Raw genomic sequence first — 25,617 nt, 5'->3', positions numbered from 1 at the left:
ATTGTTTTCCACTCCAATCAATTTTGAAGGTTAATAATTAATTAGCTGTTTTATCTTGTACATTTTATTTAATCGGAATAATAATACCTTTTTAGGAAGTGGATTTTTATAGAGTTAGCTCTATTTTCGCCACACAATTGTCAATTGACAATTGTGTGGTTTTTTTATGTGAAAAAAAGGGGGAGAAAAAATGAAAACTTGGCAATATGCATCCATTGTTTTTTTTGGTGGATGCTGTTATGGGGTATTATCTACATTTGTCAAACTTGCTTATTCTGCAGGTTTTTCAGTGACAGAGGTAACAGGTGGTCAATATTTATTTGGAGCTTTGCTTACCTGGGTGCTAGTTCTGTTTACAAATAAAAAAAATATAACTTTAAATCAAGCTTTCAAACTATTATTATCTGGAATTCCATTTGGACTAACAGGTGTGTTCTATTATCAAGCGCTGCAGACACTTAATGCTTCGCTTGCAATCATTTTTTTATTTCAGTTTGTTTGGATCGGAACGCTATTCGAGTGGATCTTTTATAAAGAAAAACCAACTAAAGGTAAAATCATCTCAATTGGCATTCTTATAATCGGCTCCATTTTAGCTGCGGGCGCAGTTGCAAAAAGTGAAGTTGTTCTATCAATGCAAGGAACTGCTTGGGGGTTACTTTCGGCTTTGACGTTTACCACTTTTATATCACTCAGCAGTTCTGTCGGAAAAGATTCTCCACCCGTCTTGAAAAGTGCTTTCCTTTCCACAGGTGGTTTAATTGTCGTATTTTTAATATATCCACCCATGTTTTTATTTGATTTACCTACCTTGACGGGTGTTGCACAGTATGGTTTAGTGCTTGGTTTTTTTGGTGTTGCGTTACCACCTCTCTTATTTTCAATTGGAATGCCCCATGTTGGACCAGGACTTGGCACAATCTTAACAGCTTCTGAACTTCCAGTAGCTGTAACAATGTCGGCTCTTATATTAGCTGAAGTTGTCAGTTTTTCACAATGGATAGGAGTTGTCATCATTTTATGTGGAATTGTGATCGGCAATTTAAAATTAAAAGGTAGAATAAAATCCATATCATAAAGAATAAAAGGTCCGTCCCTCATTGCGGTAAAGTTTTACCGTGGTGAGGGACGGACCTTTATTTTCTCTTGATTTAGAGGAAGCATTCAAATGGATTGAACAGAGCCCTGCATTGAGTTGGAGAAGGAATATTCATAGATGGCAGTGCTTACATCTACACGCAAGTAGACAGATTCGACGTCTTCCGGGATGACAATCGGGTCATCTTTCAGTGGCTGGCTGAATGTGAAGTTGTCACAGACGGGTCAGTTCGAGAATTTGGCCATGTTCTTCATACCAGGTGATTTACCGGGCAGACCAGATATTGGAGGACTACAGGAAAGAAAAGTGATTGTCCTGTGTAGTTGAAAGAATGTGTGCGGCAAAATTCGTGGAGATGTAAAGGAACTGTTAACAGAAAAAATGGCGTACGTAGGACGCCATTTTTTCCTTAAAGATTGATCTTATTACGCTGCCCATTATCGATAATTCGGTTGTCAGGTACGGAGGGAGTATTGAGGGTGGTATCCATACTGTCAGCTGTCAGTTCAATCACAGGGCCGTTGTGCGGGATAGATGACACATCCCAAATCATTCCATCAAAATAGTTGAACTGTCCAGTAACTTTCATGATTCTGGTTGTTATGGATGTGGGTTGAATTTGGAGGTTTTTAAATTGGTTCCCACTAATTTCGTATGGGATTGTAGAGCTGCTAGTCATGGTGATCATTTCTATACAATCATCCAGTGACAAGCTGAGAAATCGGTTCGCATTGATCCAGGCCAATCCAGTAGAGGGACGGTTGGCAACCAGCTTTAAACCAATTTTCATTCCGGCTATTTTAATATTTTCAAAATGAACGAAAGAGATTTCATGGCCTGCACCGCCGGAGAATAGTGACAAGCCGATACCCTTGTGACTACTGTGCCAGTTGACAATATTAATATCTCTTATTTGGGTCCGGTGCCATGTATTATAATATTTGTATTTCCCATTTAAGAAGATAACCTCTGAATTAAATGCCGGGTCATTGATAGCAATATATGCCCCTTCCAGTAAAGCGTTTTGTTGAATTTCTAATACCCGAAAGTTCCCCTCGACAATAAACTGTGTTCCATAATCGAACAGTAATTTGACGCCTTGCTTAATAACGATTGGTGCTGTAATTAAATAATTCCTATTTCCCAACTTTACGGTCTTCCCATTATTGTTTCTAGCATAGTCAATGGCAGCCTGTATTTTAAGGGAGTCATTCGCACCGCTGAAGCTTTCTACATAGATGTCTTCATTCATCATTTTTCCCTACTTTCCTATGTTTAGCATTGTTTCATGAGAATCAACACAAATGTAATGCTTGTCTTTTATCTTATTCTCTGAAAATCCAAATTGTTCCAAAAATAAATGAGAGTTTTCAACAGAAATCAACCCTAGTTTTTTGTTCCGTTTCCATCTACTTTCATTTGCTTGATTTTCCTCTTGGATTAATCGACACGATTTTTTGTCAGGTGGTTTCGGTACGATCGACCTATTCTCCAAGTGTCAGAACAGGTTGATAACAGTTACTTGGAAAAATGGCAAATAATCCAAAAAAAATCTTTCTATTGAACTGGAAATCTGTTAAAATACATGCAAGCTTAAGTTCTTTATAGTGAACAATTATCGATAAAATTCGATAATTACCATTTTGGAGGTGAAGTTTTTGTCGTTGAAAGTCGATGATATTAGTGTTTCTAGGGGGAATTCTATGAATGACGATGTGTTCTTCATAGAAAACGTCTCTTTGTCATCTGCTTCATATCTCATGGTCCGAAGGTTATTTGATATTGTTCTGGCTACTTCTGGTTTAGTAGCTGCCATTCCACTTCTGGTTATTTTTTCAGTAGTTATTAAATTGGATACAAAAGGCACGGTGTTTTATCGACAGGAGAGGGTAGGAGTGAAAGGGAAATACTTTCAGTTGCTAAAGCTCCGCACTATGGAAATGGATGCCGAGAAAGAGGGACCAAGATGGGCAGGCATAAACGACCCACGGGTGACCAGAATCGGCAAGTATCTCCGAAAGACAAGGATCGATGAGCTTCCCCAGCTTATCAATGTGTTAAAAGGCGATATGAGTATGATCGGACCAAGACCGGAACGCCCTGTCTTTACCGAGATTTTCAATCAGAAAACACCAGGGTTTATCAAGCGGTTGGCCGTTAAGCCTGGATTAACAGGATGGGCCCAAGTAAACGGAGGATATGATATCACCCCCGAAGAAAAGCTCGCTTACGATTTGGAGTATATTCGTAAGAGGAGTTTCTTCCTCGATGTAAAAATACTTCTTTTGACTTTCAAAATCGTGATGACTGGTGAAGGTGCCAGATAAAATAATAGGAGGAACATTAGTGAATGTAATGTATATGTCTTCCAGACCGCCATACCCTCCGCATAAAGGGGACCAGCTGATTGCGTGGGAACAGATCAAGCAACTAAAAGCAAATGGTTACCAAGTTCATCTGATTGCATTTGTAAAATCGGAGCAAGAAGGGGAGCTCGTTAGGGATAAACTTGCCCCTTACTGTAAGGAGGTCATCCTATTTACTACCCATCCACTACAAAACCTGCTCAGGTCGTTAAAAACGATTTATAACTTTAAACCGATTCAAGTCAACCTATTTTTTCATCCTAAAGTAAAGGAACGTGTGATGGATATTTATAAAAGGATTAACCCGGAAATTATTCACGTGCAGACGGCTAGGGTTGCCGAGTATTTCATCGATACCAATGTCCCGAAATGTATCGATATGATTGATGCTCTGTCACTGAATATGGAGCGGCGTGCGAAAACTGAAAGCAATTGGCTAAAGCCATTATTCCTGCTGGAGTCACAACTGATGAAACGATATGAGAAAGTGATATTGAAGAAATTTGACCGGGCAATGATCGTTTCTGAAAGTGATAAAAAATACTTAAGTAACGGACATATTGTTGTAAATCCAAATGGAACCTCTATCACGAAACATCATCTGTCTCACTACCCTAAAATCACAAAGGAAAAAATCATCCTCTTTCATGGAAACATGCAATACTATCCAAATGTCGAAGCTGTTGTTGACTTTGTAAAAGAGGTTTGGCCTCATATTCATCAGGCATACCCGGAGTACCAATTTTATATTGTAGGAAAGGATCCGGTAAAGAAAGTGACAGCTTTGCATGGCAAAGATAATGTGGTGGTTACCGGGTTTGTTGAAGATATATGCAGTCGACTACTACAGGCGCAAATTGGTATTTATCCAATGAAATCAGGTACAGGAATGCAGAACAAAATTGTGGAATCGATGGCCTGCGGACTTCCGACAATCGCTTCCCCAATAGCTTTGCAGGGGATTTCAGGAAGACGAGGGGATGAGCTGATTTGCACGGGAAGTAAAGAAGGGATAATTGCAGCTGTTAAAGGTCTGATTGAAAGTCCCGGATTACAAGAAAATTATGCTGTTACAGGCCAAGCTTTTGTCCAGAGCAATTACTCCTGGGAACATAACTGTTCCAGGTTAATCCAAACCTGGAAGGATGCCGTTATGCAAAGAAATCCTGAAGCATCGGAAAAAAAGGTACAAATGCTCGTTCATTAGTGAAAGAGGGTGTTTACATGCGGATTGTATTGTTATCAGGAGGCTCAGGGAAGCGGCTATGGCCGCTTTCCAACGATGCTAGGTCCAAGCAATTCCTGAAAGTCCTGAAAAATGAAAATGGAAAGATGGAGTCAATGGTCCAGCGTGTTTGGAGGCAGCTCAGGAAAGTTAACCTTGCTGATGAGGCGATTGTCACAACAAGTAGTTCTCAGGTGGAAATGCTCCATACCCAGATCGGTTCGAATATTCCCGTGGTGGTCGAGCCAGAGCGGAAGGATACGTTTCCTGCAATCGCATTAGCAGCCGTATATCTTTATGCCGTGGAAGGATGCGGCCTGGACGAGGTCATAGGAGTGCTGCCAGTTGATCCATTCGTGGAAGATCATTTTTTTGAAACCATAACCGAGCTTGAGCGGGGGCTGCACGAGAGTGGTGCTGATTTAGCTCTCCTGGGGGTAACACCGACCTACCCGTCTGAAAAGTATGGGTATATTGTCCCGGGGAGTGAAACGCCAGGCGACTTTATTAAAGTAAGCAAGTTTTGTGAAAAGCCAAATGAGACAGCAGCAAAAAAGCTGATCCATCAGCGGGCACTTTGGAATTGTGGAGTGTTTAGTTTCCGGCTGGGTTATATTATTCAACTGCTCAAGCGTAAAAATATCCCTGTCCAGTACGATGCTTTACTGAAGTATTACAGTCAGCTTCAATCCAATAGTTTTGATTATGAAGTAGTCGAAAAGGCGAGCAATATCATCGCCATCCCATATTCAGGTTACTGGAAAGATCTTGGAACGTGGAACACCCTGACGGATGAAATGGAAACCCCGGTAATCGGAAACGGGGTCATTAGTAATGATGTAAAGAAATCTTGTATCGTGAATGAACTGGAAATCCCCATCATATTGATTGGAGTGGAGGATATCGTGGTGGCTGCAAGCCCGGATGGATTGTTGGTGACGGATAAAAAGAGCAGCCACAAAATCAAGGAGTATGTTTCCCATTTTCAAGATGGTCCGATGTATGAAGAATACTGGTGGGGATGGAGCAGAGTTCTTGAATATAGCAAAAGGGAAGAAGGGACAGAAACACTTACGGAAAAAGTCCATTTGACCGCCGGCAGGAATTTACATGATCAGGGTCAAGGGGACCGGGAAGTGTGGACGGTAACGGAAGGTGAAGGAACACTGGTCTTGAATGATGAATTCTCGAAAGTCGGCACTGGAACCACCCTTACGATTCCAGCAGGGAAAACCTATTCTTGGAAGGCGGGAAATGATATGGAATTGATCGTCATCCGGAGCGGAGAACATCTAATGGAGCATCGAAGAAAAAACAGCAGGTTAGACGTGGCCTTGAAGAAGCCAGTGTATTCGAAGTACTCATAGGCGGGGAATAAATATGAAGAGGCAGTATTTATATATTGTAACCATCGTCCTGCTTGCGGCAACGGTCGTGCTGTTAATTGGCTCATTATCCAGGGAGACTATTGAAGAGCCTGGCAGTGTCAGGGTGGAAGCGTTTGGGGCGGAAGGAAATGATCTACAGGATGACTCTTCAGCCATCCAAGCAGCAATTGATTATAGCTACAAAAACGACAATCTGCCTGTCCAATTACTGGGGAAGACCTACATACTGAAACGGGGATTGCAATTGAAAGAGGGAGTCACGCTCGAAATGGGTATGGCTACGAAACTTTCGGTTGAAGGAAATTTCAACGTTTTGGAGGTAGAGAAAAAAACGTCTATTACGAATGGAACCATTGAAATTACCACTCCTGAATTCCGTAGTGCTGCGATTTATGTTAGTGGTAAAGAACAGGTCTGGACGAACGATCGGATTCATATTGAAAATGTGACGTTGTATAACTCAAGCGGTACCAATCGAGGAAAAGGAATCTTTTTTCACGCCGGAACATCTGGAGAATTTATCAGCTTTGTGAATGTTTCAGGAGTGAGCGTGAGTGGATTTCACTCGGCGGTGCTTTTAGAAGCTACACCACCAGATGGAGGAGAGGAATACAATTTTATAAATGGTAACAGGTTCGTCAATATGACTTTGGATGACTGCATTGTCTGTATCCAGGTCAACAGTGCTGTTACCATTCCGAATGAGGCATCGGGGAATATGTTTGAAAATCTGCAGATCCAACTGACAGAGCGAACGGACAAAGCGGTGATTCTATCCGGATCCAATAACATCATAGAGGGCATGGTGTGGGACGTAGCTTTCATGAAAGATCGTCAAGCCTTAATAGAATTGACAAAAGATTCGTTTGAGAATCTTTTGAAAATGAATTTACCGAAAGACAGGGTCGCAGATGAGGGGCGGGGGAACCATTTTTCAACCTTTGAAGAGTGACTTGATTGGTATAGGATATTCTACGATAAATATCGGAAGGAAGGTTGCCATGAAAGTGTTAATAACTGGTGGGGCGGGCTTTATAGGATCGCATATTGTGGAAGCGCTATTAGATTCACAATACGAGGTTGTCGTGGTAGACAATCTAGTGACAGGGCATTTGAAGAATATTCCTCCACAGGTGCGTTTCTATCAGCAGGATGTTCGAAGGAATATGGATGATCTTTTTGCCAAAGAGGAGCCGGATTATGTTAGAGAAGGGGACATTCGCTCAAGTGTATTACAAAATGACCGTGCACAATTAATGCTGCACTGGTCACCTTGCCATTCACTGCAAGAAGGACTATTAGAAACCGTTCATTTCTATCGGCAGGAATCCCTTGCAGGTTTGAGGGGGTGAGTTCATGAGGGAACAGATGGATTTAAAAGCATTCTTCCATATTTTTAAACGAAGGGTAACGACCATTTTGATCACTACCATCTGCGTTTCGCTATTGAGTGGTGCAGCTATTTTTTTCTTATTGAAACCCACTTATGAAGCAAAAGAATATATCCTGATAGGAAACTTCGGTCATGACGGGGAGGTCTACACTGACACCCAAACCATTAACAGGCTAATTGCTTCAACTGTTGATTTTATTACCAGTCCGATTGTATTGGAAACTGTACAGGATCATTTCGACCTTTCCCCGGAAGAGCTGGAGGATAGAATCACAGTAAAAAACAAGGCGGATTCCCAGATTATTTCTATTGTTATACGAGATACTGATCTGGAACGGTCCAGGGAGCTTGCTCACCTTCTGGCTACCACTTCAGTGGAAAAGATGAAGAGTTCTTTGGAAATGGAAGATATAACGATGCTCAATAATAAAGAAGGAACAAACAAACCGGAAAAAGTGGGGAATCCAATCGTAAACCTATTGATAGGAACGATGGTGGGATTATCTTGTGGTATTGGATTGGCTTTGTTAAAAGACCACTGGGATGACTCCGTACAAAGTATCGTTCAAATTGAACAGGAATTGGGTTTGCCAGTGTTAGGTGTAGTGACATCCACTAAAGACGATCTGCCGAAAGTCTACCGAAAACAATTTAGAGAGCCGAAAGGAAATGTGGGAAAAGGAGGAGAAATCCATGCAAAGTCCCATTGAAGATATCATCTGTGGAAAAGACCAGAAAAAGAAGGGGATTGTCAACTTTGATCAAATGAAGGTAATCAGTAGCAAAGTAGAGAAGCATGACCCTTCAGTACTGATGGTTACTTCAATTCCTGCTGGAAAATCGGTAGGCATGATAACAGCAGAACTGGCGGCAGCTATTGCACTTCAAGGGAAAAAAGTACTTCTTGTGGAAGGGGATTTAAAGAAACCTTCGCTCCATGAATGGTTCCATATGGAGCAACCTGATGGAATTCATCAGGAGTCGTTAAAAACCGTATTCCCGACTTTTCTGCCGGGGCTGGATGTGGTTTTGGCAAACCATTCTGCCGAAAAGCCGATTGATATTTGGCTTTCACCGTCTTTTAGGCAGCATGTCGCGTCTTGGCAGGAGACCTATGATCGGGTTGTATTATCTGCTCCTTCTTTACATTCCGGTGTTGAAATGGAGCTGCTTGCTGAAGAGTGCAGGGAGGCGGTGTTGGTCCTTCAACGAAAGGATAAAACCGAAGATATAAGGAAAATCCAAGCCAAACTTGAAACGGCAGAATGTAAAATAATCGGTGTGGTTTACCAACAATGACTCATGACGAAGGGGTTAACATTCATGAGGGAGAATAGAAATTCCATTGTGAAGAATGTTTTTCATTTATTTTACAGTACCGCGCTATCTAGCATTATGAATGCAGCAGCATTGATTGTTCTTGCCTCTTTTATTCACACAGAGGATTATGGAAGGTTTAGTGTGGTGCTCGCCTTTGCTATGATCATGGCCTATTTGTCGGAAGCTGGTTTAAACCAGATTGTCCTGCGTGAAGGGGCGAAAAAAGAAGCCCCTATTTTTGAAATCATGGCCTCTTTTATAAAACTGCGCCTAGCATTGACACTGACAACGATGGTGATTGGATTCCTTTTAATTCATTGGATTTACCAAAATGACACGGAATTGATTATACTTTCCTACTCCCTGATTCTTCCGCTTGTGACCGGGATTTCCATGCAGAGCATCAGTATTACCTATTTTCAGATGCTGGAGAAGATGCAATATTCCGGATTAATACGAATCATCTCTGCAGGGCTGCTGATTACCGTTATCATGGTCGGGAAATGGTTTTACATAGATCCTATGATCGTCTTTTTCCTATATGGATCGGCCTATTTTTTGGCTGGATGCTTTGGAATATACTTGACGGCTAAAAATCTGACATTTTCCTTCAAATCGTCATTTTATAAAGGGCTGCGCAAGAACTGGGTTCCTTTTATGGTGACCGGTTTATTGTTTATCCTTCTCCCTCAGATCGGTCCAATTGTATTGGAACAGACACTGTCTTGGGAAAAAGTCGGGTATTTCGCTGTAGCTTACAGGATCCCACAAGCTTTGCAACAAGTGCCTTTTATCATTGCCGGCGCATTTTATCCAGTCTTATTCCGTTTATTCCAGGCTGGTGACCATCAGGAGCATGTAAGGAAGAGCATCTCACAGGTGAAATTGATGGGGCTCGTTGGTATGCTGGCCGCTATCCCTTTTTACCATCTTTCTGATTTTGTCATCGCGCTTTTATTTGGGGAGAGATGGATGGAGGCTGCGTTTTTACTGAAGGTATTATCCTTGGTCATGGTTTTTCAGGGAGTCAGCATCGCTCTGGGGGATGGGTTGACGACAAGGGCACTCCAGTCGAGAAGGATGATTATACAGGCTATTGCCGTGGCATCGGGGGTGCTTTTTTATACTGTATTCAGTCGATTTTACGGTTTGTCAGGAGCAGCGACAGCCGGAGTTCTCATTGAATTGGTCCTGTTATTCGGATTATTGTTCTGTCATCCAGATCGGACCATCCTATTCAAACGAGCAGTCTTCCCATATTTGTTTCCCTTTTTTCTCAGTCTTTTGGCGGTAGAGCTATTCTTATCTTCTTTCCCGTTCCTTGCTTTTTGCATCCATTTTATCCTTATTCTTTCCCTTGCAGGACTGGACAAGGAATGGAGGAAGAAAAGCATGGGAATTTGGAGAAAGTCTCCCTTGTACCAAAAATGGAAGTCGAAATTCAGAAAGGAGGCACACGATGGGGTATCCTGATGCATCTAACTTACCGCGAAACAGCCTGATGCTGTTTCTATTGCTGTTTTCAGTTATGCTTGGCAAGTATCACATCTACATCGGCTTCGCGTTCAAACCGTATATGATGTATCTAGGCATTCTTGTCTTGTTCCTTGCGGCTTTCTTTCGATTTCAAAAACTGCAGGTTTTTGAGGTGTTGCTTCTTTTCTTCTATTTGGTGTATGTATTTTCCGGTGCTTTTTCCCTGTATGCTACTTCCAGCTTAAGAGTTATGCTTGGGATCATTCTATATGTCATCTTCTATATCTTGATGAAAGGGATCCTCGGCATGTTCAAGAAGAAGGAACTGGAAAACGGGATTGCGAATGCTGGCCTTCTATTTAATGGTGGGAGTCTTCTCCTTTATGTGTGGGGGTTGAAAAGCAATGGGTTTTCCTTACTTGGAGACGGAGTGATACGATATGGGGCTTGGTTTGACCGAGATTACCCCAGATTAATTGGCCTGATAGAGGACCCGAACTATTTCGTATTTTATAATACGCTTTTTTTTACTTTCTATCTATGTAATCGTGACTCGTGGAAAAATAATTTCGGGCTCTTTTTGTGTTTAATAACGAGTGTCCTCACGTTTTCTAGAGGTGGATTGTTGATTCTTATGGTCATCTTCATGGTATTTTTTATCCTAAACAAACCTGCTAACCAATGGCGGTTATTTATTTCCACCATTTCTTTCCTAAGCATTGCATGGGTGGCAAGCTACCTTCTGGGTTTCCGTGTCCTGGATATACTCCAAAACAGGTTTCAGGACTTTTCTAATGATGGAGGAAGCGGAAGGCTTGAGTTATGGGGACGTGCGTGGGATTTCTTTATATCCAATCCTTTGTTCGGAATTGGAGCAAGCAACTTCGCCGATTACAACGCTTTTGAATACGGTGATCAACTTGTCGTTCACAATACATTCCTGGAAATCTTGACAGAATCGGGGCTTATCGGACTACTTATCTATGTCTTGTTTGTCTTCACCGTACTCTTTCAAATTTTCAAAGCCAATTTTCATAGGAAGCATCCATTTCTCTTTTTGACTTTCCTTGGATTCATTTTTCAGATGATGTTTCTGTCCCTGATTTTTAATGACATGTTCTTACTATTTCTTGCAATCTTATCTACATACTGTTCCTATGAAAGAGAAATTGGCTTGAACAATGAAAACGTACCTATGATAAAGGAGGCAGGATAGAGATGAACGTATTGATGCTGACGGATAAATTGACCATGGGTGGAGCAGAAAATTATTTTATCAAGCTGGAAAATAAAATGAAGGGCACTGGCTTCCATTTTTATACTGCTGCCGGTGGAGGAGAACTTACCGACCAAATCGCCAATAAACATAACTATATGGAATTATCTAGGAAAAATCACATTCTAAATTTATGGCGACTCACCCGGCATATCAATAAGCAGGAAATCGACGTCATCCATGCGAACAGCCTTCGGATGGTCTTGTATGCTGGATGTTTAAGGATGCTTGCCTGGAAACGAAAGATGAAAATTGTCTATACCAAGCATAATATCACTTCACTTGAAAAATTCCCGAAATTATTTTCGTCTTTGATGAATCATTGTGTAACAGGCATCATTACGGTAAGTGAGTACGAGAAAAGAGTGCTCGTACAATACGGGGTCATGGAAGAAAAGGTCACCACCGTTTACAATGGGGTTGATTTGGAAAAGTTCCCTTTCACGGAAAAGCCCCAGCCAGAGGTATTTAAAGTTGGTATCCTGGCGAGGTTGTCTCCAGAAAAAAATCATAGTTTGTTCTTAGATATTGCCGCCTCTATGAAGTCGGAAAAAGATTTACAATTTTATATTGCAGGCGACGGGCCAGAACGGGAGTCTATCCAGGAAAAGATTCAAAAGTTAGGAATCAACGATCGGGTAAAGTTACTCGGTGAAGTACAAGAACCCCATCCGTTTATTCAATCGATGGATGCACTCCTGCTTACCTCAGAGAGGGAGGTATTTCCCATGGTCATCCTAGAGGCAATGGCAACAGGCACTCCTGTGATAACCATTAACAAGGGAGGGATATCGGAAGCCATCGCAGACGGGGAAACGGGAATGATGGTAAACAGTCATTGCGTCAAAACTTTTTGTGAAAAAATCTTCTCATTAAAATCCAACTGGGAACTAAGGAAGATGATCATTTCTGCTGCCCGTCAGAAAGTAGTGAGAAATTTCACCTCCACGCATATGGTTACTCACACTTTCAAACAATATTAAATTACTATAATCAAATATCAAGCAATACTAAAAGATTTGAGGGGGATCCTCAGGGGTATAATTAGAGAACTCAAAAAGGTTTATAAAATGATTGTTCCGCAGGTGGCCGTTTATTAGGACTCTTCCCCCAAAAACAATTGCGCTCTCAGGGTTCCTCTGCTATGATCATTATAATTATAAATGAAATGGAGGTTTTCCTTTTGACAGCATCAATGAGATTGCGTTTCCCGCTTTTCACTCGTTAATTGAATACGTTTGAAAGCTCTGCCTATGTTCAGAGCAATGGGATTGATCTGTCTATTTTTAAGGAAACCTGTATTTGTCGGTATTTTTAAAGAGGGGAGGAGTATCCCCTCTTTTTTTGTGTCTTTAAAAAACTAATAGGCAAGGCTTGTTTTTATACTAAATAATAGAAATGAGTTGGTGGGAAATGAACATAGTAAATCAAAATCACAAGGAGAATTGGTTAAGGAATATCATTCTCTTTCTAAGCAGTCAGACAATCTCGCTATTTGGGTCGTCCCTGGTACAATATGCGATCATGTGGCATATCACGTTAACCACGGAGTCCGGTTTGATGATGACGTTGTTCATCATTTGCGGTTTTATTCCGACCTTCCTTTTGTCCCCGGTTGCGGGTGTTTGGGCGGATCGCTATAACCGGAAGTTGCTGATTGTTTTATCGGATGGACTGATCGCGTCTTCAACGTTGGTTCTCGCGATTCTCTTCTTAATGGGGTATGATTCGATTTGGTTGCTGTTTGTCATGGCAGCGGTCCGTGCCCTTGGAACCGGGATTCAGACACCTGCTGTCGGAGCGATTTTGCCGCAGATTGTCCCGAAGGAGAAGCTGACGAAGGTGAACGGGGCAAATGGAAGCATTCAGGCTGTCATCATGTTCGTATCCCCCATGGTCAGTGCGGCATTACTCGGGATGGCATCGATTGAAATCATTTTCTTTATTGATGTCATTACGGCAGCCATTGCGATTATCACACTGCTGGCCTTTTTAAAAATCTCGGTGCATGAGAAGGCAGCGGACAAACAAACAACAAGCTACTTCAGTGACTTTAAACAAGGCTTGCAATATGTCAACAGCCATGGGTTCCTGAAGAAGTTCTTCCTGTTTTTCTCCATCTTTTTTGTTCTGATGGCACCGGCAGCCTTTTTGACTCCGCTGCAGGTCACCCGGAGCTTCGGGGACGATATATGGAGACTGACGGCCATCGAAATTGCCTTTTCCATCGGGATGATGGCAGGCGGTGGAATCATTGCTTCCTGGGGCGGATTTAAGAATAAGATTGCCACAATGACATTCGCAAGTCTGATTATGGGGGTCTGCACCTTTGCCCTTGGCATCGTTCCGGTCTTTTGGTTCTATCTCGTATTCATGGCTATATTCGGAGTGGCCATGCCGATTTTCAATACACCGACAATGGTATTGTTGCAGGAGAAAATCGAAGAGAATTATTTAGGAAGAGTCTTCGGGGTCATGGGGATGATCTCCACCTCGATGATGCCGATTGGAATGCTGATATTCGGACCCTTAGCAGATGTCATCGCCATTGAATGGCTCCTCATCGGAACAGGCGTATTGACCATCCTTCTTTCCATCATGTTGGGCCGCGACCAAGTGTTAATCGAAGCGGGCAAGCCTGCCCCTGCCCTTGATTGAATGTAATCTATCTCATCCTGATAAAAAGGGCTGTCATTGTGGCAGCTCTTTTTTGTGTCATGAAATAAAGGAACAGCAATATTTAGGGAGAATACTTATACTAAACAGGAGTACTCGAATTAGATGTAAAGCTGATGCAAAACAGTTGGCCAATACGGTGATGAAATGAGAGGGGGAACTTGGACATGACCAATAACCTACCACCAGAAAGCGAATTGCCCAAGATGAGTAAGCCCGCGAACCGAGAGCTGCATAACGCTGGGTATTATCGCCTTGAGCAGTTTACCAAAGTGTCGGAATCCGATATTCTGAAGATTCATGGGGTTGGACCGAAAGCAGTGAGAATACTGAATGAGGCTCTTAAAGAGAAAGGGCTATCTTTTGTAAAAAAATCATAAACCGGTTTTAAAAGGTGATGCTGGAAACAAAAAAGTGTAGTCATGGTAAGATGGACAATCTATAAAATAAAGGAAGTGGATAGAATGGATTTACAAACGGTTATGCAGGAGCTAGAAGCACTTGGGAAGGAACGAACCAAGAAAATATACATATCCAATGGTGCTCATGAGCCGGTATTTGGTGTCGCAACAGGTGCGATGAAGCCAATCGCCAAGAAAATCAAGAAGGATCAGGCGTTGGCTGAGGAGTTATACGCAACAGGGAACTACGATGCCATGTACTTTGCCGGCATCATTGCCGATCCAAAGGCCATGACGGAGGCGGATTTCGACCGTTGGATCGACGGGGCGTATTTTTATATGCTGTCCGATTACGTGGTGGCGGTCACATTGGCTGAAGCAGATATCGCACAAGACGTTGCCGATAAATGGATCGCAAGCGGTGAAGAACTGAAAATGTCGGCGGGGTGGAGCTGCTACTGCTGGCTGCTAGGGAATCGCAAGGATGAAGAGTTTTCGGAATCGAAGCTTGAGGGTATGCTTGCAAAGGTGAAAGAGACCATCCACGATGCGCCTGAACGGACGAAATCAGCGATGAATAATTTCGTCACTACAGTAGGGGTTTCCTATGTCCCCCTTCATGAACGGGCCCTCCAGACGGCAAAAGGGATCGGACCGGTGGAAATGAAGCGGGATAAGAAAAAGAACAGTATCCTGAAGGCTGCCGATGATATTCAGAAGCAAGTAGAGAGAGGGAAGATTGGGTTTAAGCGGAAGTATGTGAGGTGTTAAGTGACTATGATAACGATGGGACGGTTCATATGCTTCAGTAGCATATGAACCGTCTCTTTTGTGTTCTTTCCTGAATGCAACAAGGGATTCATTCCCCTGCGTCGAACTTTACTTAAGAGATTAAAAGGAAATGGAGTCGTTCATATGAAGTTTCTATGTGTGGGTTACTTAAACCCGGAAACGATGGAGGTGGGGCCAAGGATGAAACTATGCTCTCGTGAAAATCATTTCTAGGGGGAAAGCTTATGAACTTTGAATTAAATGAAGGAATCGAGGTCTTGGAGAGAACCCCGAAGACCCTTGAATGTTTACTTGCCGGTTTGTCGAAAGGATGGTTGGAGTGTGATGAAGGTGAAGGGACCTGGAATGCCATTCAAGTTGTGGAACATTTAATCGAAGGGGAGAAACATAATTGGATACCGAGGTTGAAAATGATCTTTCAAGAGGGTGAAAGTACGGTGTTTCCTGCTTTTGATCGTTTTTCACACTTAGAAGAGAGTATTCAAGGAAGTCTTGAGGAGAAGATAATGGAATTTGCTTCGCTCAGATCAACGAATGTGAATGAGTTAAAGGCGTTATTGTCTAATCACCGGTACTCCCTTGATGCGACGGGTATGCATCCTGCTTTCGGCAAGGTCAGCGCCCGGGAATTAGTTTCCACTTGGGTGGTCCATGATTTGTCCCATCTCTCTCAAATTGCAAGGGTATTTTCCAATCGTTATATGGAAGATGTGGGACCTTGGAAGGAATATTTAGGGATATTGAACAGAACGAAGCAGTCTTAAGCATGAGAGAGTGGGCATATGACTCTAATGATATAAAAATTCCGGTGCCTGACCTCCGGTGCGTTATTACAATAATGCACCGGAAGTCAGGCACTGTTTATGGAGTTGGGTGGGAGGACGATTTAGGATTTACATCTGTATAAAATGGATGGTTGATCCAATCACTATTTTTCACAAAGACCTTCCATTCTCCCGAAAATCTACTATTTATCTTTAGTTTATTTTTTATCGTTATCCTCTTCTATCATTCTTCTGTCGTAATGGATCCGAAGTTCATGCCCCATTCCTGCAAGTATTGGACAACTGGTCTCAAACCTTCACCAAGATAGGTTAACTCGTATTCCACTTTAGGTGGTATAACAGGAAATACCTCTCTGTGGACAATTCCTGCTTCCTCCAGTTCCCGTAATTGTTCTGCGAGCATTTTATGGGTAATCCCGACGATGTTTCTATGAAGCTCCCCATATCGCTTTTTTCCTTCGAGAAGTTGGCAAATAATTGTGGTTTTCCATTTTCCTGAAAATATAGAGACCGAAAGTTCTATGGGGCAATGAAATTGTTTTCCGTTTATTTCGTACATTTCATGAGATACCGTCATAACCATTACTTCCTTTCTAGTAAGTATTAAACGAAAAAGTGCGTACTTACTTTTAAATAGTTTATTAGGTAACATTTGGTTTGTAAAATAAAAAAACGTTTCAAGGAGGTTTACATGGATAAATTTGTGAGGTTAGGTAATGTGAATGTAGCCTATTCCGTGAATGGAGACGGACCAGGATTGCTGCTGGTCCATGGGACAGGTGGCACATATGAGAATACTTGGGGAGATATGATCCAGTCTCTATCTGGAAATTATAAAATTATTTCTCCCAACTACAACCGTTCCAGTGACACAAAGGATCAAACGGGAAAATTGCAAATGGATGATTTGATTGAACAGCATATACAAGCGGTTCAGCAAGAAGGTATCGGGCAATTCCATGTAGTCGGCTATTCTCTTGGGGCAGAGATTGCTGCAGCCATAGCGGCTAAATATCCGGACCGGGTGAAATCAGTCACACTGATAGCCGGATGGGTAGAGAGCAATTTATCGTCCACCTTTCAATTTGACCTATGGCAAAAACTTTATCATTTGGATCGTACGTTGTTTGCCCAATTTTTGATTCATACCGGATTTAGTCCGGATTTTTATCATCGATTCAGCAGTATCGAGGAATTGCATCAAATGGCACACCAATTTGGAGGGATTCTATCCACGGGAACAGATAACCACTCAGAACTTGATAAACGGATAAATATTCGTCCCCTGCTTACCAGTATTTCCGCACCGGTCTTAGTCATTGGTTTAACATACGATCGCATGGTCCCTGTTGAAAAAACGAAAGAACTTGCCTCGTTAATAAAAGGAGCTCAATACAGGGAAATTGCCTCCGGGCATTTGGTTCCTTGGGAGAAAGGTGAAGCCCTTATGAAAGAAGTATCGAGTTTTCTTTATTCAAACTCCTGATATATGGATATCTCAAATCAATCAAAATTAGAACAAAAGGAGTGGAGATATAATGCATAAGGAAGTTGTATTGAATGCATTTAACTATAGACACGCATGCAAGGAATTTGAAGCTACGCAAAAGATTGCTAAGGAAGACTTTGACTTTATTCTCGAAACTGCAAGATTATCCCCGAGTTCATTTGGTTTCGAACCATGGAAATTTATCCTGTTACAAAATTCATATATACGTGAAAAGTTGAGTCCGGTCACATGGGGAGGGCAAAAGCAGCTCAAAACAGCAAGCCATTTCGTCATCATACTGGCACGGACAAAAAATGATATGTCTGCTGACTCGGATTATGTCATGGATATCATGCGCCATACTCACAAATTACCTGAAAATATTATAGAACAAAGAAGTTCTGCTTATGAGAAATTTCTTCAAACTGATTTTAATATATTTACAAATGAAAGAGCTATGTTTGAATGGTCATCCAGACAAACGTATCTTGCAGCTGGTAATATGATGACTTCTGCCGCATTAATCGGTATCGATTCCTGTCCTATAGAAGGTTTCAATAAAGTTGAGGCAGAGAATATCCTCGTAAAAGAAGGCCTTTTGGATAGGGATCACTTTGGTATAGCTTGTATGGTTGCTTTTGGTTTTCGCTTAAATCAGCCTCGAGAAAAAACGAGACAATCCATTGAAGAAATTGTTCAGTGGGTTCAATAATTCGGAACGCTAATACTTGCCTAGTATAAAAACAGTCTAGTTTCACATCGATTAGACTGTTTTTTTTATTCCTACCCTATATGTACTGTATAGAAGGAACTCATACATTTGGAGTGTTTAGTATCGTTCATATCAATGTCTACAAATAGGTAGAAATGGTTGATCATTTCTGAATCAAAATTTATACACAATGGATTAATATATGAATTTAATATACCGAATAAAAATTTTTGGAACATCCATAATAATGATTGGGCACACTTTATCAATGTATATCTAAAATTTGGTGAATTCTAGAGGCAGGAGAGAGAAAAACATCCATGTTCCAAGACAACCTAGAGATTTCTTTAAAGGAAAAGTTTAAGGGATTAAGTGATTTTTCCTTCCGAGAATTGAATGCGTATAAAATATTTTTTATTTCATCATTGGTAAATAAAGAAGACGTCAATAAATATGTAATCGAACACTTGCTTGAAAATAATTCAAATGAAGTCTCTAAGTTTCCTGTAACCAAAATCGAAAAAGATTCCTCAACAGAAAATGCAGAGAATAAAATTTTAAGAGGGAATATTATTGTTAGTAAAAAAAATGAACCATTCTTTTGGTCGATTAGCCTCCCGTCTGACGCAGGGAGAAGCATTGAATCGTCTGATCAAGAGTTTAGCCTTTATACATCGTTAGAAAGCTTTACAGAACAACTTGATATTAATCTTACTCTTATTAGAAGGTTTCTTCCCACAGCAGACTTAAAATCAGAGATATTTGAGCTAGGTAAGATATCTAAGAGTCAAATAGCCTTGCTGCAAATTGAAGGATTAGCTAATGAAGATGAGATAGAGTTGATTAAAGAGAAATTGCAGAACGTAGATGAAAAATTCATAATCAATTCCGCATTTTTGGGGCGCAGATTAGAAAATTCGCCTTTTAGCAGTTTTCCGCAATACCAAATTTCGGACAGACCAGATTTAGTCAGTCTTGCCCTTTCTTCAGGAAAAATTGTGTTAATCATTGATCAAAATCCGTTTGCTCTTATTGGTCCTGTTTCATTTTTAGATTTTTTTGAATCCACGGAAGACTATATATATAGCATTCGAACCGCATTTCTAATTCGAATCCTTAGATTGATTGGCTATATATTCTCTATCATGCTAGTGCCATTATATGTTGCCATTACCACTCATGATTATGAAGCCCTTCCGCTTGAGCTATTGTTTATCATCATTGAAAGCAGATCCGATGTCCCTTTTACTCCTTTTTGGGAATCGATACTTATGCTTCTTACTTTAGAGATTTTAAAGGAAGCAAGTAAAAGGATGCCTACAAAGACCGGAAATACACTTGGAGTGGTGGGAGGTATCATCATTGGGGATGCTGCCATCCAGGCAGGAATTGCAAGTAATGTACTGATTGTCATAATCGGTATAACGGCAGTCTCTTCCTTTGTTACTCCCAATTATTTAATGGGTGTTTCATCAAAAATTATACGGTTACTATTTCTTGTATTATCCTTTCAATTTGGATTATATGGTGTGATTATCGGTTTTTGTTTTTTAATCATCCATTTGAACTCCATTTATTCCATTAAAAAACCGTACTTGATGCCAAGTTCCTAAGAAAAGTTTATGGAGAGGGTTAATGATGAAATATCAATATTTTTTTAAATCTTTAAACCATACAAAGACTGCATCTTCTCCCATTAATGGGTGGCTTTTGGTGTTTGTCGTGAATCGTCTTCAAGTAGGGTACACAGTGTTATTATTACCAACTCAATTAGTCCGTGGAGATCATTACTGGATCATCCTCTTGGCTTTTATCATTTCACAAGTAAACCTGTTTTTGATAAGTAAATGGCTTAACCATCGTAATGGTTCAGAACCCATAGAGCTAAAATCCTTACTCCCTAAACCCATCCTTTATCCAATCGTTATGATTGGTATACCCATTTTGCTTATCAAATTTCTCGTGATCATAATAGGGTATACAAAGATCATTCAAATATATCTATTACCGGAACAAAGGCAATACATAATATTGATTGTGTTATTCACTGTTATTGCATATTTAACATCCAAAGGGGTTCATCAAATAACCAAGTTTGCTTTTTTTGCCTTTCTTTTTTCAGGTTGGATTATCTTTGCTTATATACAATTTTTCTTTTCACCTAACGTATCAATCAGAGAATTTTTCCCATTAATCGGTGAATTTAATTCCGGAAGAGATATCCATAGTTTTCTATATGTGTTATCTGCCTTTTCAGGTCCTGAGCTCCTTTTGTTTATGAAAGCTCGGATAAAAGATGATGGAAAGACATATAAATATTTAACCATTGGGAACACTGTTACCTTTATAGAATATTCACTGTTATTTATACTAGCCGTTCTCTTTTACGGTTCCGATTATTTGAAAAAGGTAGAATACCCACTCGTAACGATGGCAAGGTACATTCACACCCCTTTCATTGACCGTCTTGAAATGTTTATTATTCCTTTCTTTTCATTTCCATTGATCTTCTCATTATCACTTGTGAACTTTTATATATATAAAGGGCTGCAGTATTCATTAAGGTTCAAGGAAAACGATATTTCCTTTTTTTCCTTTCTCGTATTGATTGGTTGTACCATACTTTTTGTTCAAAGTAATTATTGGGTAGAAAGTTTCCAGGAGAGAGTATGGATTTCATGCTATATCTATACTACCGCCATATTATACTCACTTCTCCCACTGGGATTTCTTCTCATAAAAAGGATGAAGAAAATATGAGGAAATTAGCTTGTTTTATCTTTTTCGTACCAGTTGTTTTTTTGACATCTTGTGCTGGTAATCCTAACAATATTGTAGAAGACATTGCTCCCACGATTTTGTATTATTTTGAAAAAGGAGAGAGTGAAAAGTATCAAGTGTCCACGATGGTCCCTCCTGTTAAGAATGAAAAGAGAGTTGTTTTGTCAACAGAAGAAACGCTATTAAAAGATGTTAAAAACAAATTAAATAATCAATACTTTCGTGATGTGAAGGATGGTCAATTAAGATTAGTCTTTTTCAGTGAAGAATTAGCCAAAGAAGAAGGGATTAGAGAAATTATCAATGCTCTTTATATGGATCCCGCTATCTCCGATCGACTTTTTTTGGGAATCATTAAAGGTGATTTCAAAAAACTACTCTATCAAAATGAAATAGCAGATTATTTTCTTTTCAAAGAAATGAAGCATAATGAAAAGCGCGGAGAAATAATGGTAACGGACATGCACCAATATTTGAAAGCGGTTAATTCGAATTATGCCGATCCATACATACCGTATTATTCAATGACAGAAAAAGATCTGCATTATAATGGGGTTGCCTTCATGAAAAACCATAAAATGGTTCATCATATAACATTATTAGAAGCGAAGTTTTTTGATGTTCTTTTAGATAATTCAAAATTTCAAGATGTAATTCCTCTTAAAAATTTGCATGTAAGTATTGGTCTCATCAATACAGATCTGAAAATAAAAATGAATGAAACCAATAAAACAGTGAATTTAATTATTGGACTTAAAGGAATTATTAGTGAATACCAGGGAGAAAGGGATTTATCTAAAAGAAAAGAACAGTTGAAATTGAAGGAAGAAATTAAAGATGACATTCATAAAAGGACATTAGATTTATTAAGGTCTTTCCAGAATCAAAATATAGACCCATTGCAATTAGGGTTACATACAAAAAGGGCATTTTCACAAACATATCAAGGAAATGAGTGGGAGGAAGAATGGCCGCAATATAACATCAATTTAAAAATCGATTTAAATATTAAAGATTATGGAACTTACCAGCAAGAGAAAACTGAAGGAAATTAACAAGGGATAGCATCAGAAAATGAACGTTGTCAGCAGGGCCCATGCCCATCAAGCTTACAAACTAAATTACTAGATACGAAATAATCCTTGTTTCAAAACTAGCGAATGTTGGAAAAATAGGCCTACCAAAGAGGGCTGTTAAAACACGATTTTTTTGCTAGGCAGCTTGTCTATGCTTCACCGTCGTTTCATACACAACCCCTAGAATATCAAAAACGGTCATCTTCTTATATCGATGACATTATTTACGACCGTTCTTTTTTAGCAGCTGATAAAAACGATAAAGAATTTTCAAAAGTCCTTCTGTGCCAACTGAATCGCCTGAAACAGTAACGGAAAGTAATGCCCATTAAACGTTTACTTTTATCATTTATGACAATGCCTTTCTTCTTTTCACGTATCGCTTGATTTTTCAGGCGTGTCTGCGTTTGATCGTCGGTTAAACGATGGATAATGACACATGCTGGAAGCTTCTGACTTTGACCAATGTATGCCTCGGGGATTTCTATCGTTTCATCAGGGGTTAGACCAGACATCATTTGTGTCATATTCATAAAAAAACACCATCCTTCTCGTAAACTTCTTACTGTTGATTTTTAATAAAGTTTAATTAAAATGCAAGGGCAAACGCTGATTATTAATAGAAAATTATAGCCCCTATTTTGAACAAAGTTTGATCAAAATAGGGGCTATTTATCATACTTGTATAGCACATTATTATAATAAAGATTGATTATTTCGGTAGGCGAATAATCGTAAATTGCGCCCCTTATATAAAAATCATCTACTTATATCATGAAGAACACTATTTTTATGATGTGGCTCTTTCTTTATTACAGGTGTATTTTTTCCAATTATCACACATATCACAACAATAATGGCTAAAACAATCGTTAGCCATGTAATGGATTCTCCTAAGAATAATACAGAAAATCCGATCATTAAAAAGGGCTGTAAATATTGAATCTGTCCTACTCTTGCAATCCCTCCTAAAGACATCCCGCCATACCAAGCGACATACGCTAAAAATTGGCTTACAACAGATAAAAAGAACAAACTTATCCAAGCTTCGATAGGTGCTTGTAACATATCAACTGATATGCTTAAGCCAACAGGAATAATAAAAAACGGGGCTCCAATTAATATAGCCCAAGCGATGACTTGCCAACTACCAAGCTCTTTTGATAGTTTTCCACCTTCTGCATAACTTAATCCAAGTATTAAGACAGCTACAATTAGTGCCATATCTTCTTTTTGTAATTGACCTAAACCTAAATACACGGCATAAAGAAGCACTGTTATCGCCCCAATAATACTCGAAATCCAATAGCGTTTCGAAGGTCGCTCACCTCCACGCCACATAGCAAAACCAGCTGTCGCAAGTGGAAGTAAAGCCAGTTCAATTGCGCCATGTGATACAGGCAGTGATTTCATTGCAAATGTTGTTAATAAAGGAAAGGAAAGTACGGCACCAACAGCGACAATACATAAGCTTTTCATTTGGTTTTTATTAGGTAATGATTCTTTTTTTATGATAAAAATGATACTTACGATTATCGCTGCAATAACTGTCCTACCCAACCCAACAATTGTTGCACCAAAATAAGGGACAGCGATACTTGTAGCTGGTAATGTAAGACTAAAACAAACTATGCCAATAAAACCGAGTAGCATTCCTCTTTTTACGTTGTTTTCCACTCATATTCCCCCTTCACAAGCATACAAATGTATTTCATAATCATGGTTAAACGGAATAAGCGAATTAAACATGATTGTAATGGATATAAACTCTTTTTAATACAGTAGAATTCCACATCTGTCATGGGACAGATACAAAGGAGAATATATATGACAACAAAATATAGAGGTATTTTAAAATGGGTGAAACAACAAATAGAGGATGAGCAGTTAAAAGCAGGAGATAAATTACCTTCTATTCGGATGCTCGCTGCACAATTTCAATGTAGTAAAAATACGGTTGTAAAGGCATTACTTGAATTGGAAAAACAACATATTGTCTATGCTAAACCCAAAAGTGGCTATTACGTTGTTGATTATTATCAAACACCTAGTCCACATGAAAATGATATTGATTTTTTATCTGCTGGTCCAGATAAACGTATCATGCCTTATGAGGACTTTCAGCATTGTATGAACCAGGCGATTGACCATTATAAAGAGCAATTATTTACTTATAGTGAGCAACAGGGACTTTTTTCTTTACGAAAGGAGCTTACGAATTATTTACAGCATTTACAAGTATTCACGAAACCTGATCGACTTGCCATTACTTCTGGCTCACAACAAGCGCTTCATATTCTGTCTGTCATGCCGTTTCCGAATGGGAAAAAGAATGTATTAATTGAGCAGCCTACTTACTTTGGCATGATAGATACCTTACAGTTAAATCAGGTTACAACGTTAGGAATTGAATTAACAATGGAAGGTATTGATTTTCAAAGACTTGAATATTTATTTCGTACCAACGATATTAAATTCTTTTACACCATTCCAAGATGCCATAATCCGCTTGGTCATCATTATACAAATGAAGAAAAGAAAAAAATCGTTGTTCTTGCAGAAAAATACGATGTATACATAGTAGAGGATGATTACTTAGCAGAATTAGATACAGATTCAAAAACAGACCCTTTGTTTGCGTATGAACCCAACGGAAGAGTCATTTATGTAAAGAGTTTTTCGAAAGTATTCTTACCAGGGCTACGTATTGCTACTGTTGTACTCCCTGAAAAAATGATTGCCCCCTTCGTACGCTATAAATTTAGCGCTGATTTCAATACATCGTCACTTTCACAAGGAGCATTAGAAATCTATTTGAAAAATGGTATGTTTCTATATCATTTAGAAAATGCAAAAAAATTGTACATGAAAAAAATGAAAACATTACTAGAAGCTTGTAAATTGTATTTACCGAACTATATACAATTTACAAAGCCAAAAAGTGGTTTTTATCTCACCATCTTTTTGCCTTCACATATAGAGGTCGATAAGCTGATTTACCTATTACATGAAAAACACATTTATGTAGACAACGCTTCTAGAATGTACTTAGCTGAAAACAAACAGCAAGCAATCAGACTAAGCATTTCACAAGTAAAGGAAGATAAGATCCATCTCGGTATTCAACAATTAGCCACTTATATAATCGATATGTGTGAAAAAAAGAAATACAATCCTCTCTCGTTTACATCCTATCATTAAACTCAATAAGAGATCTTTGTTTCAATGTATCTTATATATAATCAATCCAACTTTATTTAAAATTATCGAACTTTGTTTTAACTTAGCTTGATGGGTATGCGGTAGGGCACCTAATTGTAGTTAAAACGGCAGTGATGACTGCCGTTTTATCAACGCTTTAT

The 25,617-nt window shown here is 39.6% G+C and carries 24 protein-coding genes and 1 pseudogene; 21 read left to right on the top strand and 4 right to left on the bottom strand.

Features of this window, described 5'->3' with window-relative positions:
- Window positions 1–190 precede the first annotated feature (190 nt).
- Complete coding sequence (locus AC6CIB_RS08900) at window positions 191–1,078, top strand: EamA family transporter (RefSeq protein ID WP_498279769.1); 888 nt, start codon at window positions 191–193, stop codon at window positions 1,076–1,078.
- Between the two features lie 430 nt (window positions 1,079–1,508).
- Here the strand turns inward: AC6CIB_RS08900 and AC6CIB_RS08895 are convergent, their stop codons facing one another.
- Window positions 1,509–2,351 (bottom strand): hypothetical protein, encoded by an 843-nt coding sequence (locus AC6CIB_RS08895; RefSeq protein WP_498279767.1) that lies wholly within the window; start codon window positions 2,349–2,351, stop codon window positions 1,509–1,511.
- Window positions 2,352–2,802: 451 nt separating this feature from the next.
- On the opposite strand from AC6CIB_RS08895, the gene AC6CIB_RS08890 reads away from it, so the two are divergent.
- The 14 genes from AC6CIB_RS08890 to AC6CIB_RS08825 all read left to right on the top strand — a co-directional run bounded on the left by AC6CIB_RS08890 (window position 2,803) and on the right by AC6CIB_RS08825 (window position 16,176).
- Window positions 2,803–3,426: a sugar transferase gene (locus AC6CIB_RS08890; RefSeq protein WP_498279765.1), complete on the top strand. Its 624-nt coding sequence runs from the start codon at window positions 2,803–2,805 to the stop codon at window positions 3,424–3,426.
- A 28-nt stretch (window positions 3,427–3,454) separates the two neighbouring features.
- On the top strand, window positions 3,455–4,672 hold the full coding sequence (locus tag AC6CIB_RS08885) for a glycosyltransferase family 4 protein (protein ID WP_498280543.1): 1,218 nt from the start codon (window positions 3,455–3,457) through the stop codon (window positions 4,670–4,672).
- A gap of 17 nt (window positions 4,673–4,689) precedes the next feature.
- The gene (locus AC6CIB_RS08880) at window positions 4,690–6,057 is read left to right on the top strand and encodes a sugar phosphate nucleotidyltransferase (protein WP_498279763.1); all 1,368 of its coding nucleotides are present in this window, start codon (window positions 4,690–4,692) and stop codon (window positions 6,055–6,057) included.
- Between the two features lie 13 nt (window positions 6,058–6,070).
- Window positions 6,071–7,030 (top strand): pectate lyase family protein, encoded by a 960-nt coding sequence (locus AC6CIB_RS08875; RefSeq protein WP_498279761.1) that lies wholly within the window; start codon window positions 6,071–6,073, stop codon window positions 7,028–7,030.
- A 49-nt stretch (window positions 7,031–7,079) separates the two neighbouring features.
- Window positions 7,080–7,430 (top strand): NAD-dependent epimerase/dehydratase family protein, encoded by a 351-nt coding sequence (locus AC6CIB_RS08870; protein ID WP_498279759.1) that lies wholly within the window; start codon window positions 7,080–7,082, stop codon window positions 7,428–7,430.
- Between the two features lie 4 nt (window positions 7,431–7,434).
- Entirely contained in the window at window positions 7,435–8,181 is a 747-nt protein-coding gene (locus AC6CIB_RS08865; RefSeq protein WP_498279757.1) for a YveK family protein, read from the top strand.
- On the top strand, window positions 8,165–8,770 hold the full coding sequence (locus tag AC6CIB_RS08860; RefSeq protein WP_498279755.1) for a tyrosine-protein kinase family protein: 606 nt from the start codon (window positions 8,165–8,167) through the stop codon (window positions 8,768–8,770). The genes AC6CIB_RS08865 and AC6CIB_RS08860 overlap by 17 nt, the downstream gene beginning before the upstream one ends.
- Before the next feature lie 24 nt (window positions 8,771–8,794).
- A complete protein-coding gene (locus tag AC6CIB_RS08855; protein WP_498279752.1) occupies window positions 8,795–10,264 on the top strand; it encodes a lipopolysaccharide biosynthesis protein in 1,470 nt (489 codons plus the stop codon).
- Complete coding sequence (locus AC6CIB_RS08850; protein ID WP_498279750.1) at window positions 10,251–11,483, top strand: O-antigen ligase family protein; 1,233 nt, start codon at window positions 10,251–10,253, stop codon at window positions 11,481–11,483. The genes AC6CIB_RS08855 and AC6CIB_RS08850 overlap by 14 nt, the downstream gene beginning before the upstream one ends.
- A gap of 2 nt (window positions 11,484–11,485) precedes the next feature.
- Window positions 11,486–12,526, top strand: a complete 1,041-nt coding sequence (locus AC6CIB_RS08845) for a glycosyltransferase family 4 protein (protein WP_498279748.1) — start codon at window positions 11,486–11,488, stop codon at window positions 12,524–12,526.
- 430 nt (window positions 12,527–12,956) lie between these two features.
- The gene (locus AC6CIB_RS08840; protein ID WP_498279746.1) at window positions 12,957–14,201 is read left to right on the top strand and encodes an MFS transporter; all 1,245 of its coding nucleotides are present in this window, start codon (window positions 12,957–12,959) and stop codon (window positions 14,199–14,201) included.
- A 185-nt stretch (window positions 14,202–14,386) separates the two neighbouring features.
- Window positions 14,387–14,599, top strand: a complete 213-nt coding sequence (locus AC6CIB_RS08835; protein WP_498279744.1) for a helix-hairpin-helix domain-containing protein — start codon at window positions 14,387–14,389, stop codon at window positions 14,597–14,599.
- Between the two features lie 84 nt (window positions 14,600–14,683).
- A complete protein-coding gene (locus AC6CIB_RS08830; RefSeq protein WP_498279742.1) occupies window positions 14,684–15,391 on the top strand; it encodes a DNA alkylation repair protein in 708 nt (235 codons plus the stop codon).
- 245 nt (window positions 15,392–15,636) lie between these two features.
- Entirely contained in the window at window positions 15,637–16,176 is a 540-nt protein-coding gene (locus AC6CIB_RS08825; protein ID WP_498279740.1) for a DinB family protein, read from the top strand.
- Window positions 16,177–16,420: 244 nt separating this feature from the next.
- On the opposite strand, the gene AC6CIB_RS08820 is transcribed toward AC6CIB_RS08825, so the two are convergent.
- Window positions 16,421–16,774, bottom strand: a complete 354-nt coding sequence (locus AC6CIB_RS08820) for a winged helix-turn-helix transcriptional regulator (RefSeq protein ID WP_498279738.1) — start codon at window positions 16,772–16,774, stop codon at window positions 16,421–16,423.
- Window positions 16,775–16,888: 114 nt separating this feature from the next.
- On the opposite strand from AC6CIB_RS08820, the gene AC6CIB_RS08815 reads away from it, so the two are divergent.
- From AC6CIB_RS08815 to AC6CIB_RS08795, 5 genes are all read left to right on the top strand, one after another.
- Window positions 16,889–17,683: an alpha/beta fold hydrolase gene (locus AC6CIB_RS08815; RefSeq protein WP_498279736.1), complete on the top strand. Its 795-nt coding sequence runs from the start codon at window positions 16,889–16,891 to the stop codon at window positions 17,681–17,683.
- A gap of 52 nt (window positions 17,684–17,735) precedes the next feature.
- The gene (locus AC6CIB_RS08810) at window positions 17,736–18,398 is read left to right on the top strand and encodes an NAD(P)H-dependent oxidoreductase (RefSeq protein ID WP_498279734.1); all 663 of its coding nucleotides are present in this window, start codon (window positions 17,736–17,738) and stop codon (window positions 18,396–18,398) included.
- A 320-nt stretch (window positions 18,399–18,718) separates the two neighbouring features.
- Entirely contained in the window at window positions 18,719–20,011 is a 1,293-nt protein-coding gene (locus tag AC6CIB_RS08805; protein ID WP_498279732.1) for a spore germination protein, read from the top strand.
- Between the two features lie 22 nt (window positions 20,012–20,033).
- On the top strand, window positions 20,034–21,158 hold the full coding sequence (locus AC6CIB_RS08800) for a GerAB/ArcD/ProY family transporter (protein WP_498279730.1): 1,125 nt from the start codon (window positions 20,034–20,036) through the stop codon (window positions 21,156–21,158).
- Complete coding sequence (locus tag AC6CIB_RS08795) at window positions 21,155–22,234, top strand: Ger(x)C family spore germination protein (protein ID WP_498279728.1); 1,080 nt, start codon at window positions 21,155–21,157, stop codon at window positions 22,232–22,234. Before AC6CIB_RS08800 ends, AC6CIB_RS08795 begins: the two co-directional genes overlap by 4 nt.
- A 157-nt stretch (window positions 22,235–22,391) precedes the next feature.
- Here the strand turns inward: AC6CIB_RS08795 and AC6CIB_RS08790 are convergent.
- Window positions 22,392–22,788, bottom strand: a pseudogene (locus AC6CIB_RS08790) (IS4 family transposase); the annotation flags it as partial.
- Window positions 22,789–23,014: 226 nt separating this feature from the next.
- Window positions 23,015–23,908 (bottom strand): DMT family transporter, encoded by an 894-nt coding sequence (locus tag AC6CIB_RS08785; RefSeq protein WP_498280541.1) that lies wholly within the window; start codon window positions 23,906–23,908, stop codon window positions 23,015–23,017.
- Window positions 23,909–24,082: 174 nt separating this feature from the next.
- Between AC6CIB_RS08785 and AC6CIB_RS08780 the strand changes: the two genes are divergently transcribed.
- On the top strand, window positions 24,083–25,456 hold the full coding sequence (locus AC6CIB_RS08780) for an aminotransferase-like domain-containing protein (protein ID WP_498279726.1): 1,374 nt from the start codon (window positions 24,083–24,085) through the stop codon (window positions 25,454–25,456).
- Window positions 25,457–25,617 lie beyond the last annotated feature (161 nt).

The sequence above is a fragment of the Rossellomorea sp. GQ25 genome (assembly GCF_059758515.1).
The sequence above is the reverse complement of the archived record's forward strand: the minus strand, read 5'-3'. Positions and strand labels throughout refer to the sequence as shown.